The organism is Bacillus sp. CFBP9009, from assembly GCF_036541465.1.
Classification (GTDB): domain Bacteria; phylum Bacillota; class Bacilli; order Bacillales; family DSM-1321; genus Peribacillus.
This window is the reverse complement of sequence record NZ_JAZHFU010000005.1, coordinates 232,142-257,301: the sequence shown is the minus strand read 5'-3', so window position 1 is coordinate 257,301 and position 25,160 is coordinate 232,142. Positions and strand designations below refer to the sequence as shown.

Here is a 25,160-nt window from a genome sequence, read left to right as displayed (position 1 = left end):
TAGATAATGATATACTAACAAATAGCTTAGACTAAGGATAATGACATGAAGTGAACGAAGCTGTTACCATTAAAGTGGATTTATCAGTCAATTAAATGAAGAAATTCAGAAAGTAGGCCCATACATGACAGAATTCATCGACCTTGGCGTCAGCCCGGCGATTAATAAGATATTAAAGCAAATAGGAATATCCGCCCCTACCCCGATTCAGGAGAAATCGATACCAGATATCCTTGCTGGAAGGGATGTCATCGCGAAGGCGCAGACGGGAACGGGGAAGACTTTGGCATTTTTGCTGCCAATCCTGGAAAAAGTCGATCCCGCCGCATCCCACATACAATCATTGATCGTCACGCCAACCAGGGAATTGGCTTTGCAAATCACTGCAGAATTGAAAAAATTCGCTGATGAAATCGAAGGACTTCAAGTGCTTGCAGTTTATGGCGGACAAGATGTCGAGCAGCAAATGAAAAAGCTGACAAGAAACATCTCCGTGGTGGTCGCCACGCCAGGCAGGTTATTAGATCATTTACGAAGAGGCACCATCGATCTCTCACAAACTGGAACACTTGTGCTTGATGAGGCTGATCAAATGCTTCATATTGGGTTTTTACCAGAAGTGGAAGAGATCATGGGACAGCTTCCAGAGGAGCGCCAAACGCTGCTCTTTTCAGCGACGATGCCTGAACAGGTGCATCAATTGGCAAAACGCTACATGACTAAGCCATTAACTGCCGCTGTGAAGGCTGAGCAAGTAACGGTCGAGAAAATCAGGCAGCTTGTCATCGAGACGACCGATCGTGCCAAACAGTCTTCATTAATCAACATGATCAAAGAAGAACAGCCATACCTTGCGATCATATTTTGCCGTACAAAACGGCGTGTTTCGGTTTTGAATGATGCCCTGAAGGCAGCTGGATTCAATTCTGAAGAGCTTCATGGTGACCTTTCACAAGCAAAGCGGGAACGTGTGATGAAAAACTTCAGAGACGCAAAGCTTCAATATTTAGTGGCAACGGACGTTGCTGCACGAGGGCTCGATGTAGAAGGCGTGACCCATGTGTTTAATTATGATGTTCCCGAGGATGCAGAAAGTTACATCCACCGAATTGGCCGGACTGGCCGAGCGGGAGAGAATGGCTTGGCTGTAACCTTCATAGCAACGAAGGATCTTCAGCTTTTAAGCGATATTGAAAAAGGGATATCCATGAAAATCGAAAGAAGGACGATTGAAGGAGTGAAAATGTTCCAACCCGATGAGGTGAGGCAAAAAAGGAAGCGTCATGATGACTCTTCCGATGAGGGTACCCGCCGCCCGCGTTCGGGAGGGGGAAGGAAACATCGGGAACGGATAGATACGAGAGGACCGAATCGAGGCAGTCACCGTTCTGTAAATCAAGCGGACAATCGTGAAGTCGAGAGGGAGAAACCACGTGGAGGCCGGATGGAAAACAGCCGCGGACTCAAACGTGACGATTCACGGGGAAGCCGTTCGGAAAACGGTCGTGGACCTATACGTGACGATTCACGGGGAGGGCGTTCGGAAAACGGCCGCGGACCAAGGCGAGAGAATCCGCGGGGTGGCCGCTCGGAAGAAAGCCGTGGGCCAAAGCGTGACAATCCGCGAGGAGATCAAAGAGACAGCCGTAGATCTCCTAGTACACAAGGGGCAAGTAATCGCAGGGGTGGATCTGGAAGCTTTTCTAATAGAGGGAGAAACCGGTAAAAGGGGGAGACGGGAGTGGAAAAGCCTTGGTTGGCAGAATATCCAGTTTCGCTGGAGCTTGCAGGGAAATTGATCAAACTGCAGTTTCCGGAAATTGAGTTGAAAGAGATCAAGCAACTAGGGGAGGGTTTCGATAACACGGTGATACAAATCAATGGGCAATTTGTATTCCGTTTCCCCCGCCGCCCTATTGCAGTTACGTTGATTCAAGTGGAAAATAAGCTTTTGCCATCCATTGCAGGCACTTTTCCGCTAGCTATCCCTGAACCGATCTTTTTTGGGAAACCAAGTACCCTGTATCCATATCCTTTTACCGGTTATAAAATGGTAAAAGGACACTTGCCTGTAGAAGAATCAGAGGCAAATAAAGTCGAATCGGCAAAAAGGTTTGCCCGTTTTTTGAAGGTTCTTCACAGTTTCCCTGCGGAAAGGGCTATGCGTTTGGGTGTGCAGCCTGATGGGATGATGAGGCTTGATGTATCCTATCGAAAGAAATCACTTATGGAAAATGTCTCGAATCTATTAAAGCTAGGATACTTTGAACAGGCACAGGCGGTTAAGGATTTTATTGAATCCTTAGGCGAATTGGATGTTCAGCATCCGATTTCACTCGTTCACGGAGACATTCATATCCGGAATGTTTTACTTGATGACGAAGGCGTTCTCGCAGGTATCATTGATTGGGGAGATGTTCATATCGGGAATCCAGCCATTGATTTCTCCTTTTTATACAGTTATTTCCCAAAAGAGGCACGCAGAGCTTTTTTCGAAATCTATGGTGAAATCGAAAAGGAAACAGAGAGCTTAGCCCGGTTCAGAGCCATATATATGCTTGTTACATTACTCGTTTATGGCATAGACCGCCACGATGAAGAGCTGATTGCCGTTACGAGTACCGGTTTGAAATTTGCTATAGAAGAATAATCGTCATGCTCTTTTGATGTTTAGGAGGTACATATGAAGGCAAGTTATTATCATACAATCACCTTAATGGCGAACATGTTGAATCAAGCTAATATTCCATACCAATACACAGGTCGATCTGCTCTGTTCGTACAAGGAGTGGATATCGATGAATATAAGAAAATCGATCTGGATGTACAATGGGATGTCTTTAATGAGGCTTTGGATCTTTTTTCCGAATACTCCCCAACAAAGCCTGAAAGAAGTCCTGAGACTGCATTCTTTCTAATGGATGTCGAGGGGGTTTCTGTCACTGTTCGCTGCCGGTTTAACACGACCATTAAAACGGACCCTTATCGTTTGTCCATAAAGATGGGGAATATGGAGGTTTGGTGCAGGTCGTTATACAGTTATTTATACGAAGAAGAAATGAGAAAGTACAGTGCCGAGATTCATGCTTACTTATCAGCCGAGCAGAAGGGGTTCACAGCGGAAAATGAACAGGCGTGGAACCAGAATAATTATTTAGCGCTTGTCAATCGTTATGGAAATCCCGTGGAATTGGCTTCAAAAATCAAGCAAAACCCAAAATGGAGACTGCACCCTTTTTATAAGTATATGGGGGATATATCCGGCAAAAAAATCACTCATTTAATGGGATCGAACGGTGTCAAAGCAGTTGCCCTTGCCATGTTGGGAGCTGAAGTGAAAGTTGTTGATTTTTCCCAGGAAAATGCAATGTTTGCAAATGAGCTGGCAAGTGGTGCCAATGCCTCCATCGAGTATATCGTTTCGGATGTCCTTTCACTATCATCCGAGCATGTATCAGGGAATCAGGATTTGGTTTTAATGGAGCTCGGTGTGCTTCACTACTTAATAGACCTGCAGCCGTTATTTGAAAAAATTAAAATGATGCTGAAACCTGGAGGCCGATTCGTACTGCATGAATTTCACCCGATTTCAACAAAGCTCATTACTTCAAATGGTAAAAAACACAAAGTCACAGGCAACTATTTCGCTCCGGCAATCGAAAACAATGAGGTCGCTTTTTCGAAGCATATGCCTGATGAGGAAAAAGGGAGCCTTTCAAGAGTTGTACAGCGTAAATGGACAATCGGGGAACTTATAACGTCAATAGGTCAATCAGGGCTGGTTATTAAAGTACTCGAGGAAGAACCGAATCATAAAATCCATGATATTGGGCTTCCAAAAACATATACCTTGGTGGCGGAACGTGTTTAAGCTGCATGATGAGGAAATGAAAGCTGACTGAAGGAGCCCTTTCAGTCAGCTTTTTATTTATTCCATAATAAAGGGGATGCCGCGTTCCGCGACATCCCCGAAAAAATTAATTTTGTGCCGACCATTCCTCTACATCCCATACTTTGGTTACCCAATCTTCATAGAAATCAGGTTCATGGCATACGAGGACAATCGTTCCTTTATACTCTTTCAATGCACGTTTCAGTTCTTCTTTTGCGACTACATCCAAATGGTTCGTCGGTTCATCGAATAACAGCCAATTGCTTTCGGTAAGCATGAGTTTACAAAGGCGCACTTTAGCTTGTTCTCCACCGCTTAGATGGCTCATCGGACGTGTAATGTGCTCGTTTTTCAAACCGACACGGGCAAGAATTGCACGTACCTGCGGTTGATCCAGATGCGGAAATGCATTCCATACTTCATCGATCGGCGTCGTATCGCCTGCTTTCACTTCTTGTTCAAAATAAGAAGAAAAAAGGAAATCGCCAAGTGACCTTTTACCGCCTAGAGGATCGATTTTACCCAAAATCGTTTTTAATAGAGTGGATTTACCAACTCCGTTACAGCCGACCACGGCAATTTTTTCTCCCCGCTCGATGGTCATGGATAACTTCGGAAGCAATGGGCGGTCATATCCGATTTCCAGATCTTCACCTTCAAAGACATAACGGCTGCTCGCACGTGACTCTTTAAAGTCAAAGGTAGGTTTCATTGCAGTTTCGGGACGATCGATACGCTCCATTCGATTCAATTGCTTTTGACGGCTCTTTGCCCGGCCGGTCGTTGAATAGCGTGCTTTATTTTTCGCAATGAAATCTTCCTGCTTTTTAATGAATTCGCGCTGTTTTTCATATGCGTTAATATGTTGGTTTTTATTCAACTCAGCCAGCTCAAGGAATTTTTCATAAGTTGCCGTGTAACGGGTCAGTTTAGAAAATTCAAGATGGAAGATTACGTCGACGACGCCGTTCATGAACTCAGTGTCATGCGAAATCAATAGAAATGCATTAGGATATTCCTTTAAGTAGCTGCTCAGCCAGCGGATATGCTCTACATCCAAGTAGTTCGTCGGTTCATCAAGTAGCAGTACTTCAGGCTGTTCCAAAAGTAGCTTGGCTAGTAAAACCTTTGTCCGTTGTCCGCCGCTCAGGGCAGAGACATCACGGTCCAAACCGATTGCATCCAACCCTAAACCGCGTGCCGCTTCTTCAATTTTAATATCCAGATTGTAAAAACCGCCGGCTTCCAGCTTGTCCTGGATTTCACCCATTTGTTCCAAGAGTTCTTCAAGTTCCTCCGGAGTGGCAGTACCCATTTTCTCTGTAACTTCATTCAGTGCTTTTTCCTGCTCGAATAAAGGTAAGTATGCATCCCTTAAGACGTCGCGAATCGATTTACCTTTTGAAAGTATCGTATGTTGATCAAGATAGCCATATTCGACACCAGGTGTCCATTCGACCCGGCCATCATCATGGATAAGTTGCCCTGTAATGATATTCATCATCGTTGATTTCCCGACACCATTTGCCCCGACCAGACCAACATGTTCGCCGGCCATCAGGCGGAAGGAAACATCCTTGAATAAGGTACGGTCGCCAAAGCTGTGTGCTAATTTATCTATAGAAAGTAAGCTCATTTATATTGAACCTCCCAATTAATTTGAAAAAATCCCTAAGTTTCATCATACTAAAATCTGCACGGGATTGCTATCTAATCTATTAATTTACATATATGTGGGTACGGGGAGCCCCTCGAAGGGAAATCCTTATTGTGAACCAATGGATCCAATGCCATGCCGTACATTATCGCCCTGTCTTATATTATATGAGATAATGGAGGAACCAGTTTAAAAGCGAAAGGATGTTATTATGAGTAAAACAGTCGTACTGGCCGAGAAACCTTCGGTCGGCAGAGATATAGCAAAAGTGCTGAATTGCGGGAAAAAGGGTAATGGCTTTTTCGAAGGCGATCAGTATATCGTCACTTGGGCACTGGGGCATTTGGTCACCCATGCAGATCCTGAATCTTATGATGAAAAATATAAAACGTGGCGCCTTGAGGACCTGCCCATGCTGCCGCCTGCTTTGAAATTGGTCGTGATCAAGCAATCAGGAAAACAATTTCAATCGGTTAAAACACAATTGAATCGCAATGATGTCAAGGATGTCATCATTGCAACGGATGCAGGACGTGAAGGGGAACTTGTTGCACGCTGGATTCTCGAAAAAGCGAATGTGAAGAAGCCGGTCAAGCGGCTTTGGATTTCCTCTGTAACGGATAAAGCGATCAAAGATGGATTCAGAAATCTGAAGGATGGCAAGGAGTATGAAAACCTATTTGCCTCTGCTGTAGCAAGGGCGGAAGCGGACTGGATCGTTGGGATGAACGCGACACGTGCCCTAACAACGAAGCACAATGCCCAATTATCCTGCGGGAGGGTCCAAACGCCGACACTTGCGATGATTGCAAAAAAAGAAGAAGAAATAAAACAGTTCCAGCCCAAGAAATTTTATGGCGTTTCGGCAATTGCAGAATCCAATTTGCGCCTGATCTGGCAAGATGCCCAATCAAAAGATATCCGCACATTCGATAAAACCAAGGCAGAAAAGGTTCTTGCAGCCGTTAAGGGGAAAAGTGCAGAAGTGGTTGAAGTGAACAAGGCACATAAGAAAAATTTTGCCCCTTCTTTATATGATCTAACAGAACTTCAACGGGACGCCAATAAGAAATTCAGCTATTCGGCGAAAGAGACGTTATCGATCATGCAGCGCTTATATGAAAGCCATAAGGTCTTGACTTATCCAAGGACGGATTCACGCTTTTTATCAACGGATTTGGTTGATACGCTAAAAGAAAGATTACAGGCTGTAAGCATTAAACCATATGCCCAGTATGCATCAAGGATCCTGCGCAGCCCGATTAAAACCAATAAATCGTTCGTGGACGATAGCAAGGTTTCCGATCACCATGCAATCATCCCCACTGAGCAAACGCCACTGCCGGGAAAACTGAGCGACAAAGAATCGAAAATCTATGATTTGGTCGTTAAAAGGTTCCTTGCTGTATTGATGCCGCCTTTTGAATATGAACAAACGACCATCACCGCAAAAATGGGGCAGGAAACGTTCATGGCAAAAGGGAAGGTCGTCCTGAAATCGGGATGGAAGGAAGTCTATGATCACCAATTCGATGAGGAAGAAGCTAAGGATGGCCTTGCTGAGCAACTGCTTCCGAACGTTCAAAAAGGTGACAGTTTAACCATTTCGACTGTGAAACAAACAGAGGGTGAAACGAAACCGCCGGAACCATTCAATGAAGGGTCGCTTCTTTCGGCAATGGAGAATCCTGCTCGTTTCATGGCAGGGGAAAGCAAAGAGCTCATCAAGACTCTTGGTGAAACTGGCGGGATTGGAACTGTTGCAACACGTGCGGATGTTATTGAAAAACTGTTCAATAGCTTCCTGATCGAGAAGAGAGGAAAGGGCCTTCATGTTACCTCGAAAGGAAAACAACTTCTTCAACTGGCACCTGAAGACTTGCGATCTCCTGCTTTGACAGCCCAATGGGAGCAAAAGTTAACTGCGATAGCAAAAGGGAAGCTGCCAAAGCAGGCCTTTATCGGCGATATGCGCGCTTATGCCAAAAATATCGTCCTTGAAATCAAAAATAGTGACCAAAAATTCAAGCATGATAACGTGTCAGGAACGAAATGTCCTGATTGCGGCAAGCTGATGCTAGAAGTGAATAGTAAAAAGGGAAAAATGCTGGTCTGCCAAGATCGTGAATGCGGCCACAAAAAAAGTGTTTCACGTGTAACAAATGCCAGATGCCCGCAATGTCATAAAAAGATGGAAATGCGCGGTCAAGGAGAAGCACAGACATTCACCTGTAAATGCGGTTTCCACGAAAAACTTTCTTCTTACAATAAACGAAGAGGGCAAAATAAAAATCAAAAAGTATCCAAAAATGAAGTATCCAATTATATGAAAAAGCAAAATAAAGAAGAGCCGATCAATACTGCATTGGCAGATGCCTTGGCAAAACTGAAATTCGATAAATAAAAGAAAAGAGTCCTTCACCTTTAGCTCCATGGTGAAAGGGCTCTTTTTTAGGGTTATATGCATGGAACAGGTCTGGGCAGTTCCTTGCCGGCAGACCCGTCTTTCCTGACCATAAGGTTGCCGCTTGCTGAAGTGGCGAAATTGGTATAAAAGAAAAATACGGCAGAAAGGGATGGAGCGCTCGCTCCATCCCTTTCCATATATCGCTGCATCTGTTAAGTTTCATTCAGTACGGTGCCATGTGAATCATATTCAAGTGTTTTGTCAGTGTGTGTGTTTATCCGAATCTACTCGTATGAGCGTACTGAATGGCTTCTGATCACCCGGACTGAAAATTGCTTCATCATTCTCTGGATTCCATAGGCTGTAAATACTCATGATCGTATCCTCCTCCTTTGGATGAGAAGACTAGTAATTCCCATATTTGATTATCATCCAACTCTTCAATTGACTCTAACGCTGATCACCGGGACTAAACACCGCTGCGTCATTCTCTTTGTTCCATTGGCTTCTGATTGTACTCATCATGCACTATCATCTCCTTTGGTGAGAATGTCTTACAGTAATTCATATACCCGGATAGGACAGGTTAAAACATATATTTTTAAAAAAACATGATTATATCCTAAAAAATGATTGTGTTTCTGAAATAACAAGTTGTAACATGCCGAGTTTGCGTCAGCTTCCAAATATTCAAAATGCCCCATGACGTTTTTCCATCAAGTAACTCTCAGCTGTAGGCTTCGTACCCAGGCAACGTACATTTTCTGTAAGGGGCCTTGGTTGAAAAGTTGGAAAAAAATCCGTACTTGTGAAAATTAAAGAACCTTTTCTACTATGTTGACAAATCATTATTGTAAAGTGATATAATTTTAAATTGTATGCATGACAAAAGGTAGGAGATAGAATCAAATGAATCAAAAATTAATTAATACTGAGAGTAAGTTTAGACCCGAAATCGAAGGGTTACGCGTTGTTGCCGCACTGCTGGTGGCGGTTTATCATATATGGCTTAATCGTGTTTCAGGCGGGGTTGATGTATTCTTTGTAATTTCAGGTTTTCTTATTACTACTTCAATTGTTTCCACAATTAATCGAACAGGGGAATTTCGATTTCGGCCATATGTCACAAAATTAATGAAAAGATTACTTCCTTCTGTATTTTTTATTCTTGCAATTGTTCTGGTTTTAAGTTGGTTTTTATTACCTAAATCAATTTTAGATAAAACTATACATGAAGTATTTGCCTCCATGTTTTTCTATCAAAACTGGCAACTGGCTTTTTCGAGCACGGATTATTTAGATTCCAGTCAAATGAAAACACCTGTTGAACACTTTTGGGCTTTGTCTATACAAGGACAATTTTATATAATTTGGTTTTTATTATTCACTTTGATTTTATTTTTAATAAAAAAATATAAATTAACTAAAGTTAAAACATTAATTAATACGATTTTAGGAATATTATTTGTTTCTTCTTTTATATATTCCATATATTTAACCTCTGTCAATCAGCCATGGGCTTATTTCATAACGATGACACGTGTGTGGGAATTTGCTTTAGGCAGTTTGCTCTGTATCAATTTATCATCAATTAAGGTAAATAAATATATAGCAACAGTGATAGGGTGGCTTGGATTAATCGGTTTAATTTTAACGGGAATAGTTTTCAATGTATCTGAAATGTTTCCGGGGTATATTGCCTTATGGCCAATGACCTGCGCATTATTCATTGTTTTGTCTGGTACACGCGATACAAAATATGGTGTCAAACGCTTTTTAGGTTCACCCGTAATGGTGAAGCTAGGTGGAATCGCTTTTGGAATCTACTTGTGGCATTGGGTATTATTGGAGTTCTATCGTTATAATGTCCAAGAAACTCCAGGATTCATCGTCGGAACTCTTATTATCATTTCATCAATTGCCCTTTCTTTTTTAATGACTCGATATATAGAAGAACCAATCCGAAGCTCAAAGGACAATAAATTTTCTTTCAAGAGACTCGGGATAATGGGCAGTGTGAATGTACTCTTGATTGCCTCTCTTTTAATAGGAGTATATATAGATCAAAATAAGCTGGAAAATAATATAAACGATAAAAATTATCCAGGAGCGTTAGCTGTAAAAAACCCTGACGATATACCTGATCAAGAACCAATTCCATCATATTCTGAAGTCTTTGATGATTTACCACAAGCGCATTTGGACGGCAGTAACCAAGGGTTGAAGGAAAGTGACTTGAAAATTGGGGAATATGGCGAAACTGAAAATTACGATGCTACAATTGCCCTGATCGGCAGTTCCCATTCAGAGCATTGGTTAGGTGCCATATTAAAAGCAACAAAAGATGACAATTATCGTGTATTGAATATGACCCGTTCAGGTACACGTTTTTCAACAGGTTATGCCGAAGATGATTTGAAAGGTATCTGGGTCAATAATGTTCTCGATTATCTAAAGGATGCAGATGTAGATCTTGTCATTTCTCACGCCACAGCTTCTGATACGCCTAATAATAAAATACAACAACAGATGGTTGATCAGCTGCAGTATGTTAAAGATGAATATGGTATTGAAGTGTTAGCGGTTCGTGATGATCCAAGATATAGTTTTAATGTACTGGAATCATTAGAAACAGATGGGCTAGAAGAAACTACAAAAAAAATGAATTCAGTAGATAATCAGAAAGACGAAAGCTTTTGGAGACAATTTGAAAAAGAGAATAAATCATTGCATAAAATTGACTTAACAAATTACTTTAAAGTGAACGGTAAATTTCAGCCCATTATTGGCAATGTTATAATTTACCGGGACAATAGACATTTAACGAATACTTATTCTGAAAGTTTTGGACCTATTTTTGAAGAAAAAATCAACGAGATAGGCTTAGATAGAAAGTAAGTATAGCTAAAGGGAATTTTGTTTGGGCCTATTGGTTATCTTGATATAAAAAATCTGAGTTCTGTGTTTTACAGGGCTCGGATTTTTTTATATGAACTTGTGATTAGCTTTGTCTAACCGCCCCATAAATCACAGAAAAAACCCTGTTACTACGCGGAAGAACCGCATTGTAACAGGGTTTTTTAATTAGCGTCCCAGATAGGAATCGAACCTACGACCTACAGCTTAGGAGGCTGTCGCTCTATCCTGCTGAGCTACTGGGACATATAAAAAAATTCGACGACTTATTTATTATATTTCTTATAGGCAAACTTTTCAAGCTATTAGCACATACTTATGAAAAAAAATCCTCATAAATGCTTAACAGGTCACTAAGCACTCGTCTTTCCCTTTTTTTCATTTAATGGAATACTTTATTAATCACTGGTTTTCTGATACTATTTTACTATAAAAAATCAGGAGAATGATAGTGGGAAAATATAGAGTTTTATGGATGTTTGCATTGCTGGGGATTTTGATTTTACCTGGATGCTCAAAAGGGATTTTAGAAGGTATAGGCACAAAGACGGCTGCACCGATTGCGGAAGATGACATTGAAGTGGTCGAAGCGGCGGAGAAGGGGCAGGGCAGGAATTGGAGGGCCAGATCGAAACGGGAGACTGGATAACGGCCGAGTCCGCCGTCCAGCTTCCAATCTTGATGTATCACAGCATTTCTGAAGGTAATCGCCTTCGGGTTCCAAGGGAGGAATTCCGGTCACAGATGGCTTGGCTTCGGGAGAATGGCTACTATACATTATCTCCTGAAGAAGCATTCCTCGTTTTAACCGAGAATCGGATGCCAAGTGAGAAGTGCGTCTGGCTTACTTTTGATGATGGCTATACAGATAACTTCACGGAGGCTTTCCCGATATTAAAAGAAAATGATATGAAAGCAACTGTTTTCATGATCGGGAAGTCCATCGATAAAGGTCATCACCTGACTGAAAATCAAATGATGGAGATGAGCAGGAATGGGATTTCGATCGAAAGCCATACTATCAACCATTTGGAACTGAACCGCATGACGGCAGAGCAGCAAGAAGCTGAAATGGTCCAGTCGAAGAAGCTATTCGACCGTATTCTCGACCAGGACACGACAGTGCTTTCCTACCCGGTTGGCCGGTATAACGAAGAGACTCTCAGGCTGTCAGAAGAAGCCGGATACAAGATGGCAGTCACTACCAAACCTGGGGGAGCTTCAAGGGAACAAGGGATGCATGCCATGCATCGAGTTCGGATTTCACCCGGGTTATCAGACGATGGGTTTGCGTCACTGATTGAAAATGCTTCAAATCATTGAATGTGGAAGGGTCATTTCGAACCTGTTCAGAAAAATCATATAATATTCGATTCTTACATGGTGTATAATGAAGGCAGTGAAAATTATATACATATGAACGATTTGGTGTCGTAATGACTTAAAAGGGAAGCTGGTGAAATGCCAGCGCGGTCCCGCCACTGTATATGGGAGCTGACGGCTGTGTACCACTGTATGAGATATGGGAAGGTGCCGTTGACGATGACCATGAGCCAGGAGACCTGCCAAAATTCGTACACCTGTAACCTACGCGGATGGGAAGGTGTGTGGCAGACCATAAGAAGTCCGTAATGATATTGTTGCCATACAAGCACCTTCCGTTTAACGGGAGGTGCTTTTTGTTTTGGGGGCATCTTCCGAGATTATTAGGTGGAAAGAAATTAAATAAAAAGATTGTGGGGAATGAAAATGAAGAAAATTTTTGGTCTGATACTGTTGATGTTGCTTGTTGCAGGCATGATGGTCGGCTGCAGTGACACTACTGATGAAGGAAAAGAAAAGCAGCAAACGAACCATGCTCAACACGAAGCTTTCCCGATTACGATTAAAGATGCAACTGGGGAAAAAGTAACGATAGAACAAAAACCGAAGAAAATCGTTTCGTTAATACCAAGTAATACGGAAGTGGTCTTTGCACTTGGTTTGGGTAAAAAGGTCATTGGTGTTTCCGATAATGATAATTACCCGGAAGAAACGAAAGAAATTGAAAAAGTTGGCGGAATGGAAATGAACACGGAGCTGATTGTCTCCATGAAGCCTGACCTTGTTCTTGCCCATGCATCAAGTGCCCATAATTCAAATGAGGGTTTACAGCAGCTTAAGGATGCTGGAATAGATGTCCTCGTAGTCAATGATGCACAAAGCTTTGACCAAGTCTATGAGTCTATTGAAATGATTGGACAGGCAACGGGTGAACATGACAAGGCAGACGAAATCGTTGCGGATATGAAAACGAAGCTCAAGGATATCGAGGAAAAAGCCAAATCCGTAAAGGAAGAGGATAGGAAGACAGTTTTAGTGGAAGTTTCGCCTTCACCGGAAATATACACACCGGGAAAAAATACTTTCATGAATGAGATGCTTAATATTATTTCAGCGGACAATGCTGCTGCTGATTTGGACGGTTGGGCAAAAATTGATGAAGAGTCGATGATTGCTGCAAATCCTGATGTCATCATTACAACTTATGGTTATTATACGAAAGATTCAGTAAGTGAAGTGAAGGGCCGAAAAGGATGGCAAGACGTAAATGCTGTTAAGAATGGCCAAGTCTTTGATGTCCATTCTGACTTGGTGACCCGTTCCGGTCCACGCTTGATAGAGGGAGTAGAGGAACTTGCCAAATCAGTCTATCCGAACCAATTTAACAACTAAATGGACGTTTCCTTATTTGATTGCGTTGTTAATTTTGTTATTCGCAATGACGATAGGCATTTCCTTTGGTTCGGTGTCAGTACCGATTCCCGTACTTTTACAAATAATCGGCAAGGAGATCTTTCATTTGCCGATTTCTGCTGATCCGGATGTGATGCTGACGAATATCGTGATGAACATCCGCTTGCCGCGTGTGTTGCTTGCGGGTTTGGTCGGGGCATCGCTTGCGATTGCGGGTGCGGCATTTCAGGGGCTGCTCCGGAACCCGCTCGCTGATCCTTACACATTAGGTATTTCATCAGGAGCATCGGTCGGCGCCGTATTGACAATATTCTTGAATATATCACTGCCGTTCATCGGTTTATACACTCTTCCGGCACTGAGCATCTTATGCTCAGTGCTCACGATGCTCTGCGTATTAATTTTTGCAAAAAAAATGGATCGATCGATGAAAGTGGAAACGATCATTTTAACAGGAATCATTTTCAGCTCGTTTTTAAGTGCATTCATTTCATTGATGATTGCGCTGACGGGTGATGAATTAAGACAAATCATCGGCTGGCTGATGGGAAGCGTTTCAATGCGCGGATGGAATTATATTGCAATCATTTTGCCGTTTTTTATCATTGGTTCGTTTATCTTGATCATGAATACAAGCGAATTGAATGCGATGACTTTCGGGGAAGACCGGGCAAAACACTTAGGTGTGAATGTTAAGCGGCGGAAAATGTGGATCTTGATAGCCGGTTCGACATTGACAGGGGCAGCGGTTGCCGTTTCAGGGGCGATTGGCTTTGTAGGATTGGTCATTCCTCATTTTGTCCGAAAGATATGGGGACCTGACCATAAACATTTGCTTCCGCTGTCATTGTTGATAGGAAGCGGATTTCTAATTTTGGCTGACTTTGTAGCACGGACGGTCATTGCCCCATCGGAACTGCCGATCGGGGTGATCACCTCACTTATCGGGGCACCTGCATTTGCGCTGATTTTATTAAAGAGACGGAGAGAAGGGTAAAAACGGATGCTTGAAGTTAAAGGGTTAACAGGGGGATATGACAACAAAGCTGTTTTGGACTCTGTCTCTTTTGATGTACATAAAGGAGAATTATTCGGGATTCTTGGTCCTAATGGCAGCGGAAAAACGACGCTTTTAGGTATGCTTAGCGGGGTACTCGATTATAAGGGCGGAAGCGTACGGATAAGAGGTAGGGATTTGAAGGATTATTCGTCAAAACAACTTGCACAGGTCATTGCTGTGCTCCCTCAACATTCCTCATTAGCTTTCTCCTATACAGTAAAAGAGACGGTCTCACTTGGGCGATATGCCCATCAATCAGGTTGGTTCCATAGTTGGTCCGCAGAAGATGAAGCGATTGTCCAACGGGTTATGGAACAAACGGGCGTAGCCGATTTTCAGGATCTGCATTTTGAACGATTATCAGGAGGGGAGAGGCAGCGGGTCCTGCTGGCACAGGCACTTGCCCAAGAGCCTGAAATCCTTTTTTTGGATGAACCTACGAATCACTTGGATCTTTCCTATCAAAAAGACCTTCTTGATTTAATGAGGAAAATGGCAAAAGAGCAGAATTTGACCGTTATTTCAATTTTCCATGACCTGAATTTGGCTGGGTTATATTGTGATCGGCTGATGTTGCTTGAGAAGGGGAAAATTCAGGTTGTTGATGTGCCGAATGAAGTGCTCCAACAGGAACGGATTCAGGGTGTATATCATACGACGATCGAAAAACATCCACATCCCGCCCTTCCGAAACCGCAGATGTTCATCGTTCCGGAAAAGCATGGCCATGATACTATTTCATTGGAAATTGATGAATCTTATCTGACAGTCGGACCTGAGATGATTCAATTGGATTCTCCGATCCCGCTTAGAACGATGTCTTCCGGAGTGACTGGTTCGGGGACGGGCTGGCATAAATATTTTGTGAATAGGCACGTACATCATGGCTATGACTGCGAGGATCATCATGTTGAAATGGCCGAGTATTTAAAAACTCATGGTTTTGAACCTCAGGAGACGGTAGGGATGATGACAGCTGTCTTTCTCGATACGGTTGCTTTCAAGCTTTTAAGAGCTGAAGATTTCTCTGTTTTCATTATCGTGACGGCTGGTGTAGGAAATGCCATCGACGCTTCTTTAGCTGACCGGCATTCTTGGAGTTCCGCTCCGGGAACGATAAATACATGGATATTCGTAAATGGACATTTGGCAGAAGAGGCTTTCATCCACAGCATAGTTACTGCTACCGAGGCAAAAGTAAAAGCGCTTCATGATTTGCATGTACTGGATAAGGTGACAAATACATGTGCAACAGGAACATCGACTGACAGCATTTTGATTGCGGCTGCTCAAAGAGGGGCAAAGCTTCAATATGCAGGCACCATCACTCCGTTAGGGAAGCTGATCAGTCGCGGTGTATATGATTGTACAGTGGAAGCATTAAAGAAAAATCGGAAACGGATTGAGGATTTATGATCTATCATCATCTTTTTGCGGTTACGCTGGCATTTTTCCTTGATCTATTAATCGGTGATCCGCCAAATTGGCCGCATCCAGTCAAATGGATAGGAACGATGATAAGCAAGCTGGATCTGGCATTCAATAGAGGGGCATATAAGAAACGGAATGGACTCTTCATGTTGATCATCGTCTTATCGGCGGTGTTATTGATTACGGGTCTTACCGTCTATTTGGCTTATCTAATCCATCCGCTTGCAGGTATCCTTTGGGAAGCTGCTGTCATTTCTACTACGATAGCTCAGAAGGGCTTGAAGCAAGCTGGGATGGATGTTTGCCTTCCGCTTAATGAACGCGATTTTCCTGAAGCGAGGCTAAAGCTTTCCTATATCGTGGGCCGTGATACGGCGGATCTTGATGAATCCGAAATCGTCAGGGGCACCGTGGAAACTGTAGCGGAAAATACCAGTGATGGGATTACAGCCCCAATGTTTTGGGCAGCTATTGGCGGTGCGCCGCTCGCTATGGTGTACAGGGCAATTAATACATGCGATTCCATGGTAGGGTACAAAAATGATAAATATGGGCAATTCGGCTGGGCTTCAGCCAAGCTCGATGATATCGTGAACTGGATTCCCAGCCGCCTCACCGGTTACCTGATGTTACTGAGCTCAAAGTCCCGCTATCATGGATTTGGTGCTAGATGGAAGATATTATTTAATGACGCAAAAAAACATCCAAGCCCGAATAGCGGGTGGTGTGAAGCAGGCGTTGCTGCGATTTTGGGAATACAGCTTGGAGGCCGTAATATGTACAAAGGAATTGTTTCCGACCGTGCGAGGATGGGAGTTCCGCTTGTTCGATTGGAAGCTAAACATATACCAAAAACGATTACCATCATGCATCGGTCATCTTTTCTATTTCTGCTGATGCTATGGCTAGGGGGGCTTATTCTTGACATTACCTTCTCATGGCTCTAATCCTCATTATCTTTATGAAGCGCTGAAAATCGAGATGCCTGAAGCGGTTCTCGACTTCAGTGCTAACATCAACCCATTGGGTCCGCCTTTACGCATAAAGGAACAGTGGGCTGGGTTTTTCGAAGGAATCCTTCAGTATCCAGATCCGCATGCCATTGAACTGACAAAATCCATTGTAAAAAAAGAAGCTCTTCCTGAGCAATCCGTTTTGGTGGGGAACGGTGGTGCTGAAATAATCATGCTGGTAGCGAACGGATTAGCCAATCAAAGGGTGCTGATCATTCAGCCGGCATTTGCGGAATATGCTGAAGCTTGTTTGGCAGCAGGATGTAAGGTCGATTTTCACCAGCTTGATGCTCCTGAGTGGCAATTGGACTTGGAGCGATTGATTCCCCAATTACCCGAATATGATGCAATTTTCTTATGTACGCCTAATAATCCGACGGGTGTTTCATTTAATCGGGATGCAGTCAGGGAATTGATCATGGAATGCCAAAAAGCGGATTGCCTGGTGGTCTTGGATGAGGCTTTTTATGATTTTACGGAAGATGCCTTTAGTTATGCTTCTTTAATCAATGCATTTCCACATTTACTTATTCTAAGATCAATGACTAAAATCTTTGCAATCCCGGGTTTGAGACTAGGCTACTTGCTTGCGGCACCTGACATCATAAAACGGGTAAGAAACTATAAGCCGCATTGGAGCGTCAACCACGTGGCGCTTGAAGTGGGGAAAATCTGTCTTGCGGAAGAAGCCTATATGAGAAAAACAAGAGACTATATTGCATTGCAAAAGCAAAAACTATTCCGGTTTTATGAGGAGCAAGGGTTGAATGTCTCCGCTAGCACAGTTAATTTTTATTTGGTGAAGGATGAATCTCTATCCCTTTTCCCCTTTTTGCTGAAAAAAGGAATCGTACCGCGCCATACCTATAATTTTCCGGGTTTGGACGGAGAGTGGCTTCGGTTTGCAGTGAAGAGTGAACATGATAACGAAGCACTGATGGAGGGGGTAAGACAGTGGAGAAAGCAAGGCTCTGTTTTATAACCGGGGGTGTCCGTTCAGGAAAAAGCAGCTTCGCAGAAAGAAAAGCACTGGAGTTTGCGCTCCAAACGAATGGGAACTTGCATTACCTCGCCTGCGGCCGTGTCAGTGATGCTGAAATGGGTGAACGCATCCTTAGGCATCGGAAAGATAGAGAAAGCAGCCCGATTGCTTGGAAGACCTCTGAATACGCAACGGATATTACAAGAATAGGTGCGGACATTGATCATGATTCCATAATTCTGCTCGATTGTCTGACAACTTTGCTTGATAACGAGCTATTTGGCCCTGGCATTCCGCTTGAAGAAGAATTCTTAAATAGCGTTTTTTCAAAAATAATAACCGGGATCAATGAGATAAGAAAACAATCCAGCTGTTTAATAGTCGTGAGCAATGAATTGGTGCAGGAACCGATTTTCCAGGATGATTTCCTCCATATATACGGAAAAACACTGGGCCTGCTTCATCAAACGATCGTCGGGCTGGCCGATGAAGCCTATCTTGTCGAAGCGGGAATTCCATTGCGGAAGAAAGGGTGCATGCAGGAATGAGCGGAGTGATCGGATTTTTAATTAACCTGCAGTTCTTTACGGTCTTTCCAATAAAGAAGCAGCTTCCGATGGAGAAGAAATATATTCACCGTGCCATTCAAACCTTTCCATTAGTAGGTCTTTTGCTAGGCTTGATATTGGGCGGCGTTTTGTATGCACTAGTGGAATGGACCCCATTGTCATCGCTTGCGATTGCCTTTTTCCTTTGGTTTTTGACGATGGCATTAACGGGTGGTTTGCATCTTGATGGCTGGATCGATGCAAGTGATGCTTTTTTTTCCTATCAGGATAAGAATAGGCGTTTGGAAATCATGAAGGATTCCAGGACAGGTGCATTCGGTGTCATCTCCGTCATAGTCCTATTGGCCGCCCGGTTTCTATTTATCTATGAAATTGTCGAAAGGGTAAATGAATGGACATACTTCTTGATCATAGCCCTTCCGCTCTTAAGCAAATGTGTGATGGGTTATTTACTCATCCGGATGCCGCTGGCTAAAAAAGAGGGGCTCGGTGCTTTTTTTCAAAGTGCAGGAACGAAAAGCAGTTTGCCCATTTATTGGCTGTATCTCCTTGTAAGTCTGACGATTGCCTGGATCATCGATTTTAAGCTTGTCACCTTATTTTTCATCATGTGCCTGGCTGCAATGATTTTCCTGATTTATATAAAACGTAAAGTCGTCAGTTGGTTCGGTGGGATAACGGGGGATGTGCTGGGGGCATCCGTGGAAGGGGTTGAGCTTTGGTTATGGCTGATATTGTGGCTATTACACTACTTCGCCATGGGCTGACAGTAGCAAATGAGCGAAAGGCCTATTTAGGCTGGACGGATTCTCCATTAAGTACCGAAGGAAAAAAGGAAATACTGGACTTAAGGGGTTCTTACCCACAGTATGAAAAAATTCACAGCAGTGATTTGCCCCGATGTGTGGAAACTGCACGACTTCTGTTTCCAAATGCAGTTCCGGTCAAAAACCCTTCGTTCCGTGAGATGAACTTCGGCAATTGGGAAGGACGGACGTATCATGAGTTGAAGACAGATGGAGAATATCTTAATTGGCTGGAACGTCCCATGGAGGCACTGGTGCCTGGGGGTGAAAGCTATCCGGCATTTTCCGAGCGTGTTAATAAGGGCTGGAACGAATTGATTGCCTGTAAGGAGAACCGATTTGCCCTAATGACGCATGGAGGGGTAATTCGTGATTTATTGTTCCGCTATGCCCCGCAGGAAAAGTCTTTTTTTGATTGGAGGATTTCCCATGGCAGGGGATATGAGCTGATATGGGAAGACCGGAACAGCTTAAGGAGGGGAGAACGCTGCACTTTGTTACAGGAGGCGCCTATAATGGCAAAACAAAATGGGTAAAGCAATTGTATGGTTTGGAAAATGATGTCCTTTGGCTATCCGGTTATCGAAAAGAACAGCCGGAAATGATTGATTTTCAAGGCAAGACTGTTGTATTGCAAGGGTTGGATGCATGGATTCAACAAGATGCAGAAAAGATGGATTCAGATTCGATTCGAAAAAAATGGAAGGAAATCATGGCTGATTGGCGAATATGGGAGAAAGAAAGAGATGACCGCAACTGCATTGTGATCGGTTCAGATATCACCAAAGGCATAGTGCCGATGGAAGCAAGAGATCGCAGATGGCGAGATGCCTGCGGATGGGTCTTTCAAGATGTAGCATCCATATCAAGGCGCGTTGATATCATCTGGTATGGCATTGACCAGCGAATAAAGTAGAGGAGGTAATTGGGATGAAAATCTATACACGTACAGGGGATAAGGGACAAACAAGCGTAATCGGAGGTCGCCTTGACAAGGATGACATCCGTGTCGAATCTTATGGAACGGTTGATGAAGTGAATAGCTATATCGGTCTTGCGGTGACAGAATTGGATCCAGCGATATTTACGGATATACTGGCCGACCTAGAGAAAATCCAGCATGAGTTGTTTGACTGCGGCGGTGATTTGGCAACCGTTTCCGAGAAGGCCCCACAAAAGCTGACGGATGAGGCCATTACCTATTTGGAAGAACGGATAGATGCCTTCATACTTGAAGCGCCGGAATTGGAAAAGTTTATCCTGCCTGGCGGCTCAAAAGCGGCAGCAACCATTCATATTGCCAGAACCGTTACAAGAAGGGCAGAACGATTGGTCGTTTCATTGATCAAGTCGGGGGCGGCTGTTTCACCATTATCACTTCAATATTTAAATCGTTTGTCGGATTACTTCTTTGCTGTTGCACGTGTGATCAATTTCCGTCTTGGTGTGAAAGATGTGGAATATATCCGCAGCGCAAATGTGTTCCGTGGAGGGAAAAGAAAGGAAAAAGAATAAACATGGACGTAAGAAAAATTAGTGCAATCGCTATATTCATTGCCTTATCGGCGGTAGGGGCAATGATTAAAATCCCTTCCCCAATCGGGAGCATCGCTTTGGATAGTTTTCCGGCCCTTTTGGCGGCTGTCATACTTGGCCCGGTATCGGGGGCTATAGTAGCTGGGCTTGGTCATATCATTTCAGCGTTCATCGGCGGCATGCCGCTTGGGCCATTCCACTTTTTGATCATGGTCGAAATGGCAGTCCTGGCATGGATGTTTGGCATTTTATATATACACGGAAAAAAAGCAGGCGCATTTTTCCTCTTCTTTATCGGTAATGCCTTCGTTTTAGCCCTGCCTTTCGCATTTCTGATCAGCCCTGGTTTTTACACGTTATTGGTTCCGGGGTTAACGGCAGCGACGGCGGTAAATGTAGTATTGGCGGCCCTTTTACTGCCACGCTTGGAGCCTGTTTTGAAAAAAATGATTTTTAAAGATGGACTCGTAGAATGAGTGATTCGTTGATTTTGCCATTTTCCGAATCAGATTCATTGATTGTTTCTAGTGATAATAGCGGCGGTATCGGGCTGAAGGAAAAGGACATTGTCCATGTCCCTTATGAGGTCGTCGGCTATTATTCCTTTCGGGTTGCCGTCATGGAGTGTTTGGGCGTTGGCGGAAGACCCGTATCCGTCGTTCTAAATAATTTCTGCGGTGATGAAGCCTGGGAGGACTTGACCAGGGGTGTCAAAAAGGGGCTGGGTGAATTGGGAATGGAGGACCTTCCCATTACTGGCAGCACAGAAAGTAACATGCCGCTTCTTCAATCAGCACTTGGTCTTATGGTGATTGGTAAGCGAGTGAATGAACGTGTTAAAAAGCAGCATCCTTCATGGAAAATCGCTCTGATCGGCAGACCGCTCGTTGGAGAAGAAGTAATGGAACAGCAAGATTGGGTCGCGCCATTATCTTTATATAAAAGCCTATGTGAAATGGAAGACGTTCAGGCACTTCCAGTCGGCTCAAAAGGGATAGCATATGAATGGAAGCACCTGGATCAAAGTGGTGAAGGTGTTTCTGTGCATATAAGTGATAATGTCGATATTGAAAAATCATCGGGACCATCCACCTGCTTCCTCATTGCCTATCCTGAACATCTGGAGAAAGAAATCAAGCACATATCCGGTCCTCTTTTCATTGGAGAATGATGTTCTCATGACTGAATCAGGTATCGAGTTTGTTCATAAAGAACTGGTTCGATGCTTTTTTCATTGAAATCTTACTTTTATTGATTGTTAGCCATAACAATGGTTTGCTCTTGATCGTTATCATAGCCAAAGCAAAATGGTCCCCATTTATTGCGTTACTTCTTGCTTCCGTCATTTTAGGGATTATCGCAGGTATGGATATTACGGATGTTGCAGATGCTGTTCAGATAGGGGTAGGTAATCCTCTTGGTTAGATGGCACTCATTTTCGGTTTAGGTAACATGCTTGGAAAGATGATGGTCGATTCGGAGGCGCAGTAAGGGTAGCTAATCCATTTTGGCATTTTATATGCTTTGATCATCGAAATTTTTAATGGATGTACAAGCATCGAGGGGCTAGCGGAACACGATTTTAATGCCGGTCTTTTTATTGTTGATCGAGGCTTTCGGTGCTTTGTTTGCTGAAGATACAATAAGAAATGATTGGAATGCCTTCATTGGAAAACCAATCATCGCCCTCATGATTTCTGTGGTCGTTTCATTCTTTACATTAGGATGCGCTAGAGGTTTTAATAAAGAAGAACTAAACCAATTCATGTCCGCCTGCCTCGTCCCAACTGCGTCCATCATCTTGATTATCGGGGCGTGCGGTGCATTTAAAATTGTATTGATCACGAGCGGGGTGGATGAAGCCGTTGCAGCTTATGATCCATGTCGCTAAAGATTTAATTTAACAGTCGCACAAACGTTAAAGTCTTGGACGGTTATGGAAACGATTATATCATTCGTTTCACTTATCCTAATCTTACTATTGAATTCAATTGTTTAAGAGAAAGGAGCATGTTGTAAATATGGGACATTCAGGTTATATGATGGGAATAGACATTGGTACGACGAGTACGAAGGTTGTTCTTTTTTCAAAAGGGGGGGAGGTAGTCCAATCTTGTTCGAGGGGATATCCTCTGCACAGTCCAACTCCTTCCGTGGCGGAACAAGATCCCGAAGAAATTTATAAAGCGGTCATCATTGCAATAGGCGAGGTTATGATTGCAAGCGGAATAGAAAAGCAAGAACTGGGCTTGATATCGTTCAGTTCGGCGATGCATAGCTTGATCGCAATGGGTAAAGACAGCAGACCGCTGACAAATAGCATTACATGGGCTGATAATCGAAGTGTTGCCTATGCGAGGAAATTGAAGGCTTCGGAACAAGGGATGCAATTGTATCACAGGACCGGAACACCCATTCACCCGATGTCCCCAATCACGAAAGTAATGTGGTTAAAAAATGAGCATCCCGGGATTTTTAACGAAACGGACAAATTTATAGGAATTAAAGAATACATCATCTATAAATTTTTCAATGAGTATGTGATGGATTATTCACTCGCTTCTGCAACGGGCATGTTCAACATGAATGACCTGAAGTGGGATGAAGAGGCACTCACCATTGCTGGAATTGGGACTGATAAGCTGCCGATGCTTGTCCCTACAACGCATATCCTCTCAGGATTAAGTGAGGAATTAGCTGCAAAAATGAACATTCAGGCTGGTACCCCGTTTGTGATTGGCGCGAGTGATGGTGTGCTTGCCAACTTAGGGCAAAACGCAATCAAGCCAGGCGTTCTGGCAGTGACAATCGGAACGAGCGGTGCGGTAAGAACCGTCAGTGACCGGCCGCTTACCGATCCGAAAGGCAGGACATTCTGCTATGCCCTTACTGAGAATCACTGGGTAATCGGCGGACCGGTCAACAATGGGGGAATCACCTTCCGATGGGCACGCGATCAGTTGGGCCGTGTGGAAATCGAAAAAGCGAAGGCTTCGGGAAAGGACTCCTATGAGATCCTGACGGATATGGCTTCCAATATTGCACCTGGTTCTGATGGTTTGATATTCCACCCGTATATGGCAGGGGAACGGGCACCATTATGGAGTGCCGATGCAAGGGGCTCCTTCTTCGGACTGGCGCTTCATCACACTCGTGACCATATGGTCCGGGCAGTGCTGGAGGGTGTGATGTATAACTTGTACAGTGTACTTCTTGCTGTTAAGGAATTGACGGGTGCTCCCGAGAAGATCCATGCAAGCGGCGGATTTGTCCGCTCAAAGCTCTGGCGCCAAATCATGGCTGATATATTCAATCAAAACGTGACAATTCCTGAAAGCTTCGAGAGTTCAAGCTTAGGTGCAGCCGTTCTTGGATTATACGCTTTAGGCGAAATCCAAAGCCTTGATGAGGTTGAAGGTATGGTTGGTGAAACGAATGAACTTATCCCGATCGAAGAGAACGTTAAAGTATATGAAGAATTAATGTCGATTTATTTATCCGTGAGCAGGCAATTGGAAGGCGACTACAAGAGAATCGCTGATTTCCAAAGACGTCATTTAGAATGATTTTTAGGGAAAGCACAGATGCATTTGGCACTGTGCTTTTCTTTTTGCCTGGTAATTAAAATGGTAAGATGGTAGAAAACGATAAGGGGAATATTCTTATGGGAGCCAGTAAAACGAATGCAATGCGAATTCTTGATAACAAACGTATAGAGTATGGCATGATGAGTTATGATGCCCGCGATGGAAAAATCGATGGGATCACTGTTGCGGACAAAATTGGAAAAGCCCCAGAAACCGTTTTTAAAACGCTTGTTACCCATAACGGACCGCAGCAGCTTTACGTATTTGTCATTCCTGTAGCCACCGAACTGGACTTGAAAAAAGCAGCGAAGGCTGCAGGTGCAAAAAAAATTGAAATGCTTGCAGTTAAAGATCTGCAAAAATTCACAGGGTACATTCGGGGAGGCTGTTCCCCGATCGGAATGAAAAAGCAATACCCGACCTTTATTGATGAAAGTGCAGCAAACCTGCCTGAAATCATCGTAAGCGGAGGAAAGATCGGTTCACAGATCGTATTAAAACCGTCAGAATTCCTGGAGGTCACACAAGCGGAATCTGCAGCCCTAATAAAATAGACTGTTAACCTGTA

At 43.5% G+C, this 25,160-nt stretch carries 25 protein-coding genes, 1 tRNA gene, 2 pseudogenes and 1 riboswitch; of the genes and pseudogenes, 24 read left to right on the top strand and 4 right to left on the bottom strand.

Going from position 1 to position 25,160, the window contains the following annotated elements; all coding sequences use genetic code 11:
• The first annotated feature begins 124 nt into the window (after window positions 1–124).
• Genes V3595_RS16030 through V3595_RS16020 form a run of 3 tightly spaced genes read left to right on the top strand, consistent with a single transcriptional unit; the run spans window position 125 to window position 3,871 of the window.
• Window positions 125–1,726: a DEAD/DEAH box helicase gene (locus V3595_RS16030; protein ID WP_485908264.1), complete on the top strand. Its 1,602-nt coding sequence runs from the start codon at window positions 125–127 to the stop codon at window positions 1,724–1,726.
• Between the two features lie 15 nt (window positions 1,727–1,741).
• Window positions 1,742–2,650: a phosphotransferase gene (locus V3595_RS16025; protein ID WP_485908262.1), complete on the top strand. Its 909-nt coding sequence runs from the start codon at window positions 1,742–1,744 to the stop codon at window positions 2,648–2,650.
• Window positions 2,651–2,683: 33 nt separating this feature from the next.
• The gene (locus tag V3595_RS16020) at window positions 2,684–3,871 is read left to right on the top strand and encodes a class I SAM-dependent methyltransferase (protein ID WP_485908260.1); all 1,188 of its coding nucleotides are present in this window, start codon (window positions 2,684–2,686) and stop codon (window positions 3,869–3,871) included.
• Window positions 3,872–3,977: 106 nt separating this feature from the next.
• On the opposite strand, the gene V3595_RS16015 is transcribed toward V3595_RS16020, so the two are convergent.
• Window positions 3,978–5,528 (bottom strand): ABC-F family ATP-binding cassette domain-containing protein, encoded by a 1,551-nt coding sequence (locus V3595_RS16015; protein WP_034316019.1) that lies wholly within the window; start codon window positions 5,526–5,528, stop codon window positions 3,978–3,980.
• A gap of 232 nt (window positions 5,529–5,760) precedes the next feature.
• Here V3595_RS16015 and V3595_RS16010 point away from each other — a divergent pair, with 232 nt between their 5' ends.
• On the top strand, window positions 5,761–7,953 hold the full coding sequence (locus V3595_RS16010) for a DNA topoisomerase III (protein WP_485908258.1): 2,193 nt from the start codon (window positions 5,761–5,763) through the stop codon (window positions 7,951–7,953).
• Window positions 7,954–8,006: 53 nt separating this feature from the next.
• Here the strand turns inward: V3595_RS16010 and V3595_RS16005 are convergent, their stop codons facing one another.
• Window positions 8,007–8,153, bottom strand: a complete 147-nt coding sequence (locus tag V3595_RS16005; RefSeq protein WP_485908256.1) for a hypothetical protein — start codon at window positions 8,151–8,153, stop codon at window positions 8,007–8,009.
• Window positions 8,154–8,865: 712 nt separating this feature from the next.
• Between V3595_RS16005 and V3595_RS16000 the strand changes: the two genes are divergently transcribed.
• Window positions 8,866–10,854, top strand: a complete 1,989-nt coding sequence (locus V3595_RS16000) for an acyltransferase family protein (RefSeq protein WP_485908254.1) — start codon at window positions 8,866–8,868, stop codon at window positions 10,852–10,854.
• A gap of 190 nt (window positions 10,855–11,044) precedes the next feature.
• On the opposite strand, the gene V3595_RS15995 is transcribed toward V3595_RS16000, so the two are convergent.
• Window positions 11,045–11,118 (bottom strand) — tRNA-Arg (locus V3595_RS15995).
• A 205-nt stretch (window positions 11,119–11,323) separates the two neighbouring features.
• On the opposite strand from V3595_RS15995, the gene V3595_RS15990 reads away from it, so the two are divergent.
• The 15 genes and pseudogenes from V3595_RS15990 (at window position 11,324) to V3595_RS15920 (ending at window position 22,430) form a co-directional block, all read left to right on the top strand.
• Window positions 11,324–11,521: a hypothetical protein gene (locus tag V3595_RS15990; RefSeq protein ID WP_485908252.1), complete on the top strand. Its 198-nt coding sequence runs from the start codon at window positions 11,324–11,326 to the stop codon at window positions 11,519–11,521.
• A pseudogene (locus V3595_RS15985) lies at window positions 11,503–12,195 on the top strand (polysaccharide deacetylase family protein); the annotation flags it as partial. The gene V3595_RS15990 and the pseudogene V3595_RS15985, both read left to right, overlap by 19 nt.
• Before the next feature lie 86 nt (window positions 12,196–12,281).
• A riboswitch (cobalamin riboswitch) is annotated at window positions 12,282–12,456 on the top strand.
• A gap of 165 nt (window positions 12,457–12,621) precedes the next feature.
• Window positions 12,622–13,587: an ABC transporter substrate-binding protein gene (locus tag V3595_RS15980; RefSeq protein WP_485908250.1), complete on the top strand. Its 966-nt coding sequence runs from the start codon at window positions 12,622–12,624 to the stop codon at window positions 13,585–13,587.
• Window positions 13,550–14,605, top strand: a complete 1,056-nt coding sequence (locus V3595_RS15975) for a FecCD family ABC transporter permease (protein ID WP_485908248.1) — start codon at window positions 13,550–13,552, stop codon at window positions 14,603–14,605. The genes V3595_RS15980 and V3595_RS15975 overlap by 38 nt, the downstream gene beginning before the upstream one ends.
• A gap of 6 nt (window positions 14,606–14,611) precedes the next feature.
• Window positions 14,612–16,084: a heme ABC transporter ATP-binding protein gene (locus tag V3595_RS15970; RefSeq protein WP_485908246.1), complete on the top strand. Its 1,473-nt coding sequence runs from the start codon at window positions 14,612–14,614 to the stop codon at window positions 16,082–16,084.
• Window positions 16,081–17,046: an adenosylcobinamide-phosphate synthase CbiB gene (gene cbiB / locus V3595_RS15965; RefSeq protein WP_485908245.1), complete on the top strand. Its 966-nt coding sequence runs from the start codon at window positions 16,081–16,083 to the stop codon at window positions 17,044–17,046. Before V3595_RS15970 ends, cbiB begins: the two co-directional genes overlap by 4 nt.
• On the top strand, window positions 17,021–18,094 hold the full coding sequence (gene cobD / locus V3595_RS15960; RefSeq protein ID WP_485908243.1) for a threonine-phosphate decarboxylase CobD: 1,074 nt from the start codon (window positions 17,021–17,023) through the stop codon (window positions 18,092–18,094). The genes cbiB and cobD overlap by 26 nt, the downstream gene beginning before the upstream one ends.
• Window positions 18,067–18,642 carry a bifunctional adenosylcobinamide kinase/adenosylcobinamide-phosphate guanylyltransferase gene (locus tag V3595_RS15955; RefSeq protein WP_485908241.1) on the top strand — a complete coding sequence of 192 codons (576 nt, stop codon included), beginning with the start codon at window positions 18,067–18,069 and terminating at the stop codon, window positions 18,640–18,642. Before cobD ends, V3595_RS15955 begins: the two co-directional genes overlap by 28 nt.
• A complete protein-coding gene (gene cobS / locus V3595_RS15950; protein WP_485908239.1) occupies window positions 18,639–19,430 on the top strand; it encodes an adenosylcobinamide-GDP ribazoletransferase in 792 nt (263 codons plus the stop codon). Before V3595_RS15955 ends, cobS begins: the two co-directional genes overlap by 4 nt.
• The gene (locus tag V3595_RS15945) at window positions 19,388–20,005 is read left to right on the top strand and encodes a histidine phosphatase family protein (protein WP_485908237.1); all 618 of its coding nucleotides are present in this window, start codon (window positions 19,388–19,390) and stop codon (window positions 20,003–20,005) included. The genes cobS and V3595_RS15945 overlap by 43 nt, the downstream gene beginning before the upstream one ends.
• Window positions 19,921–20,385, top strand: a complete 465-nt coding sequence (locus V3595_RS15940; protein ID WP_485908235.1) for a bifunctional adenosylcobinamide kinase/adenosylcobinamide-phosphate guanylyltransferase — start codon at window positions 19,921–19,923, stop codon at window positions 20,383–20,385. Before V3595_RS15945 ends, V3595_RS15940 begins: the two co-directional genes overlap by 85 nt.
• A gap of 14 nt (window positions 20,386–20,399) precedes the next feature.
• A complete protein-coding gene (locus V3595_RS15935; protein ID WP_241589569.1) occupies window positions 20,400–20,984 on the top strand; it encodes a cob(I)yrinic acid a,c-diamide adenosyltransferase in 585 nt (194 codons plus the stop codon).
• 2 nt (window positions 20,985–20,986) lie between these two features.
• Window positions 20,987–21,481 (top strand): ECF transporter S component, encoded by a 495-nt coding sequence (locus V3595_RS15930; protein WP_485908234.1) that lies wholly within the window; start codon window positions 20,987–20,989, stop codon window positions 21,479–21,481.
• Window positions 21,478–22,176 (top strand): ATP-binding protein, encoded by a 699-nt coding sequence (locus V3595_RS15925; protein WP_485908232.1) that lies wholly within the window; start codon window positions 21,478–21,480, stop codon window positions 22,174–22,176. Before V3595_RS15930 ends, V3595_RS15925 begins: the two co-directional genes overlap by 4 nt.
• Before the next feature lie 29 nt (window positions 22,177–22,205).
• Window positions 22,206–22,430 (top strand): GntT/GntP/DsdX family permease, encoded by a 225-nt coding sequence (locus V3595_RS15920; protein ID WP_485908231.1) that lies wholly within the window; start codon window positions 22,206–22,208, stop codon window positions 22,428–22,430.
• Here the strand turns inward: V3595_RS15920 and V3595_RS15915 are convergent.
• The gene (locus V3595_RS15915) at window positions 22,427–22,564 is read right to left on the bottom strand and encodes a hypothetical protein (RefSeq protein ID WP_485908229.1); all 138 of its coding nucleotides are present in this window, start codon (window positions 22,562–22,564) and stop codon (window positions 22,427–22,429) included. The genes V3595_RS15920 and V3595_RS15915 overlap by 4 nt on opposite strands.
• A 26-nt stretch (window positions 22,565–22,590) precedes the next feature.
• Here V3595_RS15915 and V3595_RS15910 point away from each other — a divergent pair, with 26 nt between their 5' ends.
• The 4 genes and pseudogenes from V3595_RS15910 to ybaK all read left to right on the top strand — a co-directional run bounded on the left by V3595_RS15910 (window position 22,591) and on the right by ybaK (window position 25,146).
• Window positions 22,591–22,896: a GntT/GntP/DsdX family permease gene (locus tag V3595_RS15910; RefSeq protein ID WP_485908227.1), complete on the top strand. Its 306-nt coding sequence runs from the start codon at window positions 22,591–22,593 to the stop codon at window positions 22,894–22,896.
• A 15-nt stretch (window positions 22,897–22,911) separates the two neighbouring features.
• A pseudogene (locus V3595_RS15905) lies at window positions 22,912–23,004 on the top strand (GntT/GntP/DsdX family permease); the annotation flags it as partial.
• A gap of 22 nt (window positions 23,005–23,026) precedes the next feature.
• Window positions 23,027–24,571, top strand: coding sequence for a gluconokinase (gene gntK, locus V3595_RS15900; RefSeq protein ID WP_485908225.1), 1,545 nt, complete (start codon window positions 23,027–23,029; stop codon window positions 24,569–24,571).
• A 98-nt stretch (window positions 24,572–24,669) separates the two neighbouring features.
• Entirely contained in the window at window positions 24,670–25,146 is a 477-nt protein-coding gene (gene ybaK, locus V3595_RS15895; RefSeq protein WP_485908223.1) for a Cys-tRNA(Pro) deacylase, read from the top strand.
• Window positions 25,147–25,160: the final 14 nt, after the last annotated feature.

Excerpts from the sequence above, each read along its gene's own strand:
- cbiB (WP_485908245.1), top strand. The coding sequence starts at position 16,081 with ATGATCTATCATCATCTTTTTGCGGTTACGCTGGCATTTTTCCTTGAT.
- V3595_RS16015 (WP_034316019.1), bottom strand. The coding sequence starts at position 5,528 with ATGAGCTTACTTTCTATAGATAAATTAGCACACAGCTTTGGCGACCGT.
- V3595_RS15935 (WP_241589569.1), top strand. The coding sequence starts at position 20,400 with ATGAAAATCTATACACGTACAGGGGATAAGGGACAAACAAGCGTAATC.
- V3595_RS15980 (WP_485908250.1), top strand. The coding sequence starts at position 12,622 with ATGAAGAAAATTTTTGGTCTGATACTGTTGATGTTGCTTGTTGCAGGC.
- V3595_RS16000 (WP_485908254.1), top strand. The coding sequence starts at position 8,866 with ATGAATCAAAAATTAATTAATACTGAGAGTAAGTTTAGACCCGAAATC.
- ybaK (WP_485908223.1), top strand. The coding sequence starts at position 24,670 with ATGGGAGCCAGTAAAACGAATGCAATGCGAATTCTTGATAACAAACGT.
- V3595_RS15945 (WP_485908237.1), top strand. The coding sequence starts at position 19,388 with ATGGCTGATATTGTGGCTATTACACTACTTCGCCATGGGCTGACAGTA.
- V3595_RS15940 (WP_485908235.1), top strand. The coding sequence starts at position 19,921 with ATGGGAAGACCGGAACAGCTTAAGGAGGGGAGAACGCTGCACTTTGTT.
- V3595_RS15915 (WP_485908229.1), bottom strand. The coding sequence starts at position 22,564 with ATGCTTGTACATCCATTAAAAATTTCGATGATCAAAGCATATAAAATG.
- cobS (WP_485908239.1), top strand. The coding sequence starts at position 18,639 with ATGAGCGGAGTGATCGGATTTTTAATTAACCTGCAGTTCTTTACGGTC.
- V3595_RS15930 (WP_485908234.1), top strand. The coding sequence starts at position 20,987 with ATGGACGTAAGAAAAATTAGTGCAATCGCTATATTCATTGCCTTATCG.
- V3595_RS15925 (WP_485908232.1), top strand. The coding sequence starts at position 21,478 with ATGAGTGATTCGTTGATTTTGCCATTTTCCGAATCAGATTCATTGATT.
- gntK (WP_485908225.1), top strand. The coding sequence starts at position 23,027 with ATGGGACATTCAGGTTATATGATGGGAATAGACATTGGTACGACGAGT.
- V3595_RS15970 (WP_485908246.1), top strand. The coding sequence starts at position 14,612 with ATGCTTGAAGTTAAAGGGTTAACAGGGGGATATGACAACAAAGCTGTT.
- V3595_RS16020 (WP_485908260.1), top strand. The coding sequence starts at position 2,684 with ATGAAGGCAAGTTATTATCATACAATCACCTTAATGGCGAACATGTTG.
- V3595_RS15910 (WP_485908227.1), top strand. The coding sequence starts at position 22,591 with ATGCCGGTCTTTTTATTGTTGATCGAGGCTTTCGGTGCTTTGTTTGCT.
- V3595_RS16005 (WP_485908256.1), bottom strand. The coding sequence starts at position 8,153 with ATGGAAAGGGATGGAGCGAGCGCTCCATCCCTTTCTGCCGTATTTTTC.
- V3595_RS16010 (WP_485908258.1), top strand. The coding sequence starts at position 5,761 with ATGAGTAAAACAGTCGTACTGGCCGAGAAACCTTCGGTCGGCAGAGAT.
- V3595_RS16030 (WP_485908264.1), top strand. The coding sequence starts at position 125 with ATGACAGAATTCATCGACCTTGGCGTCAGCCCGGCGATTAATAAGATA.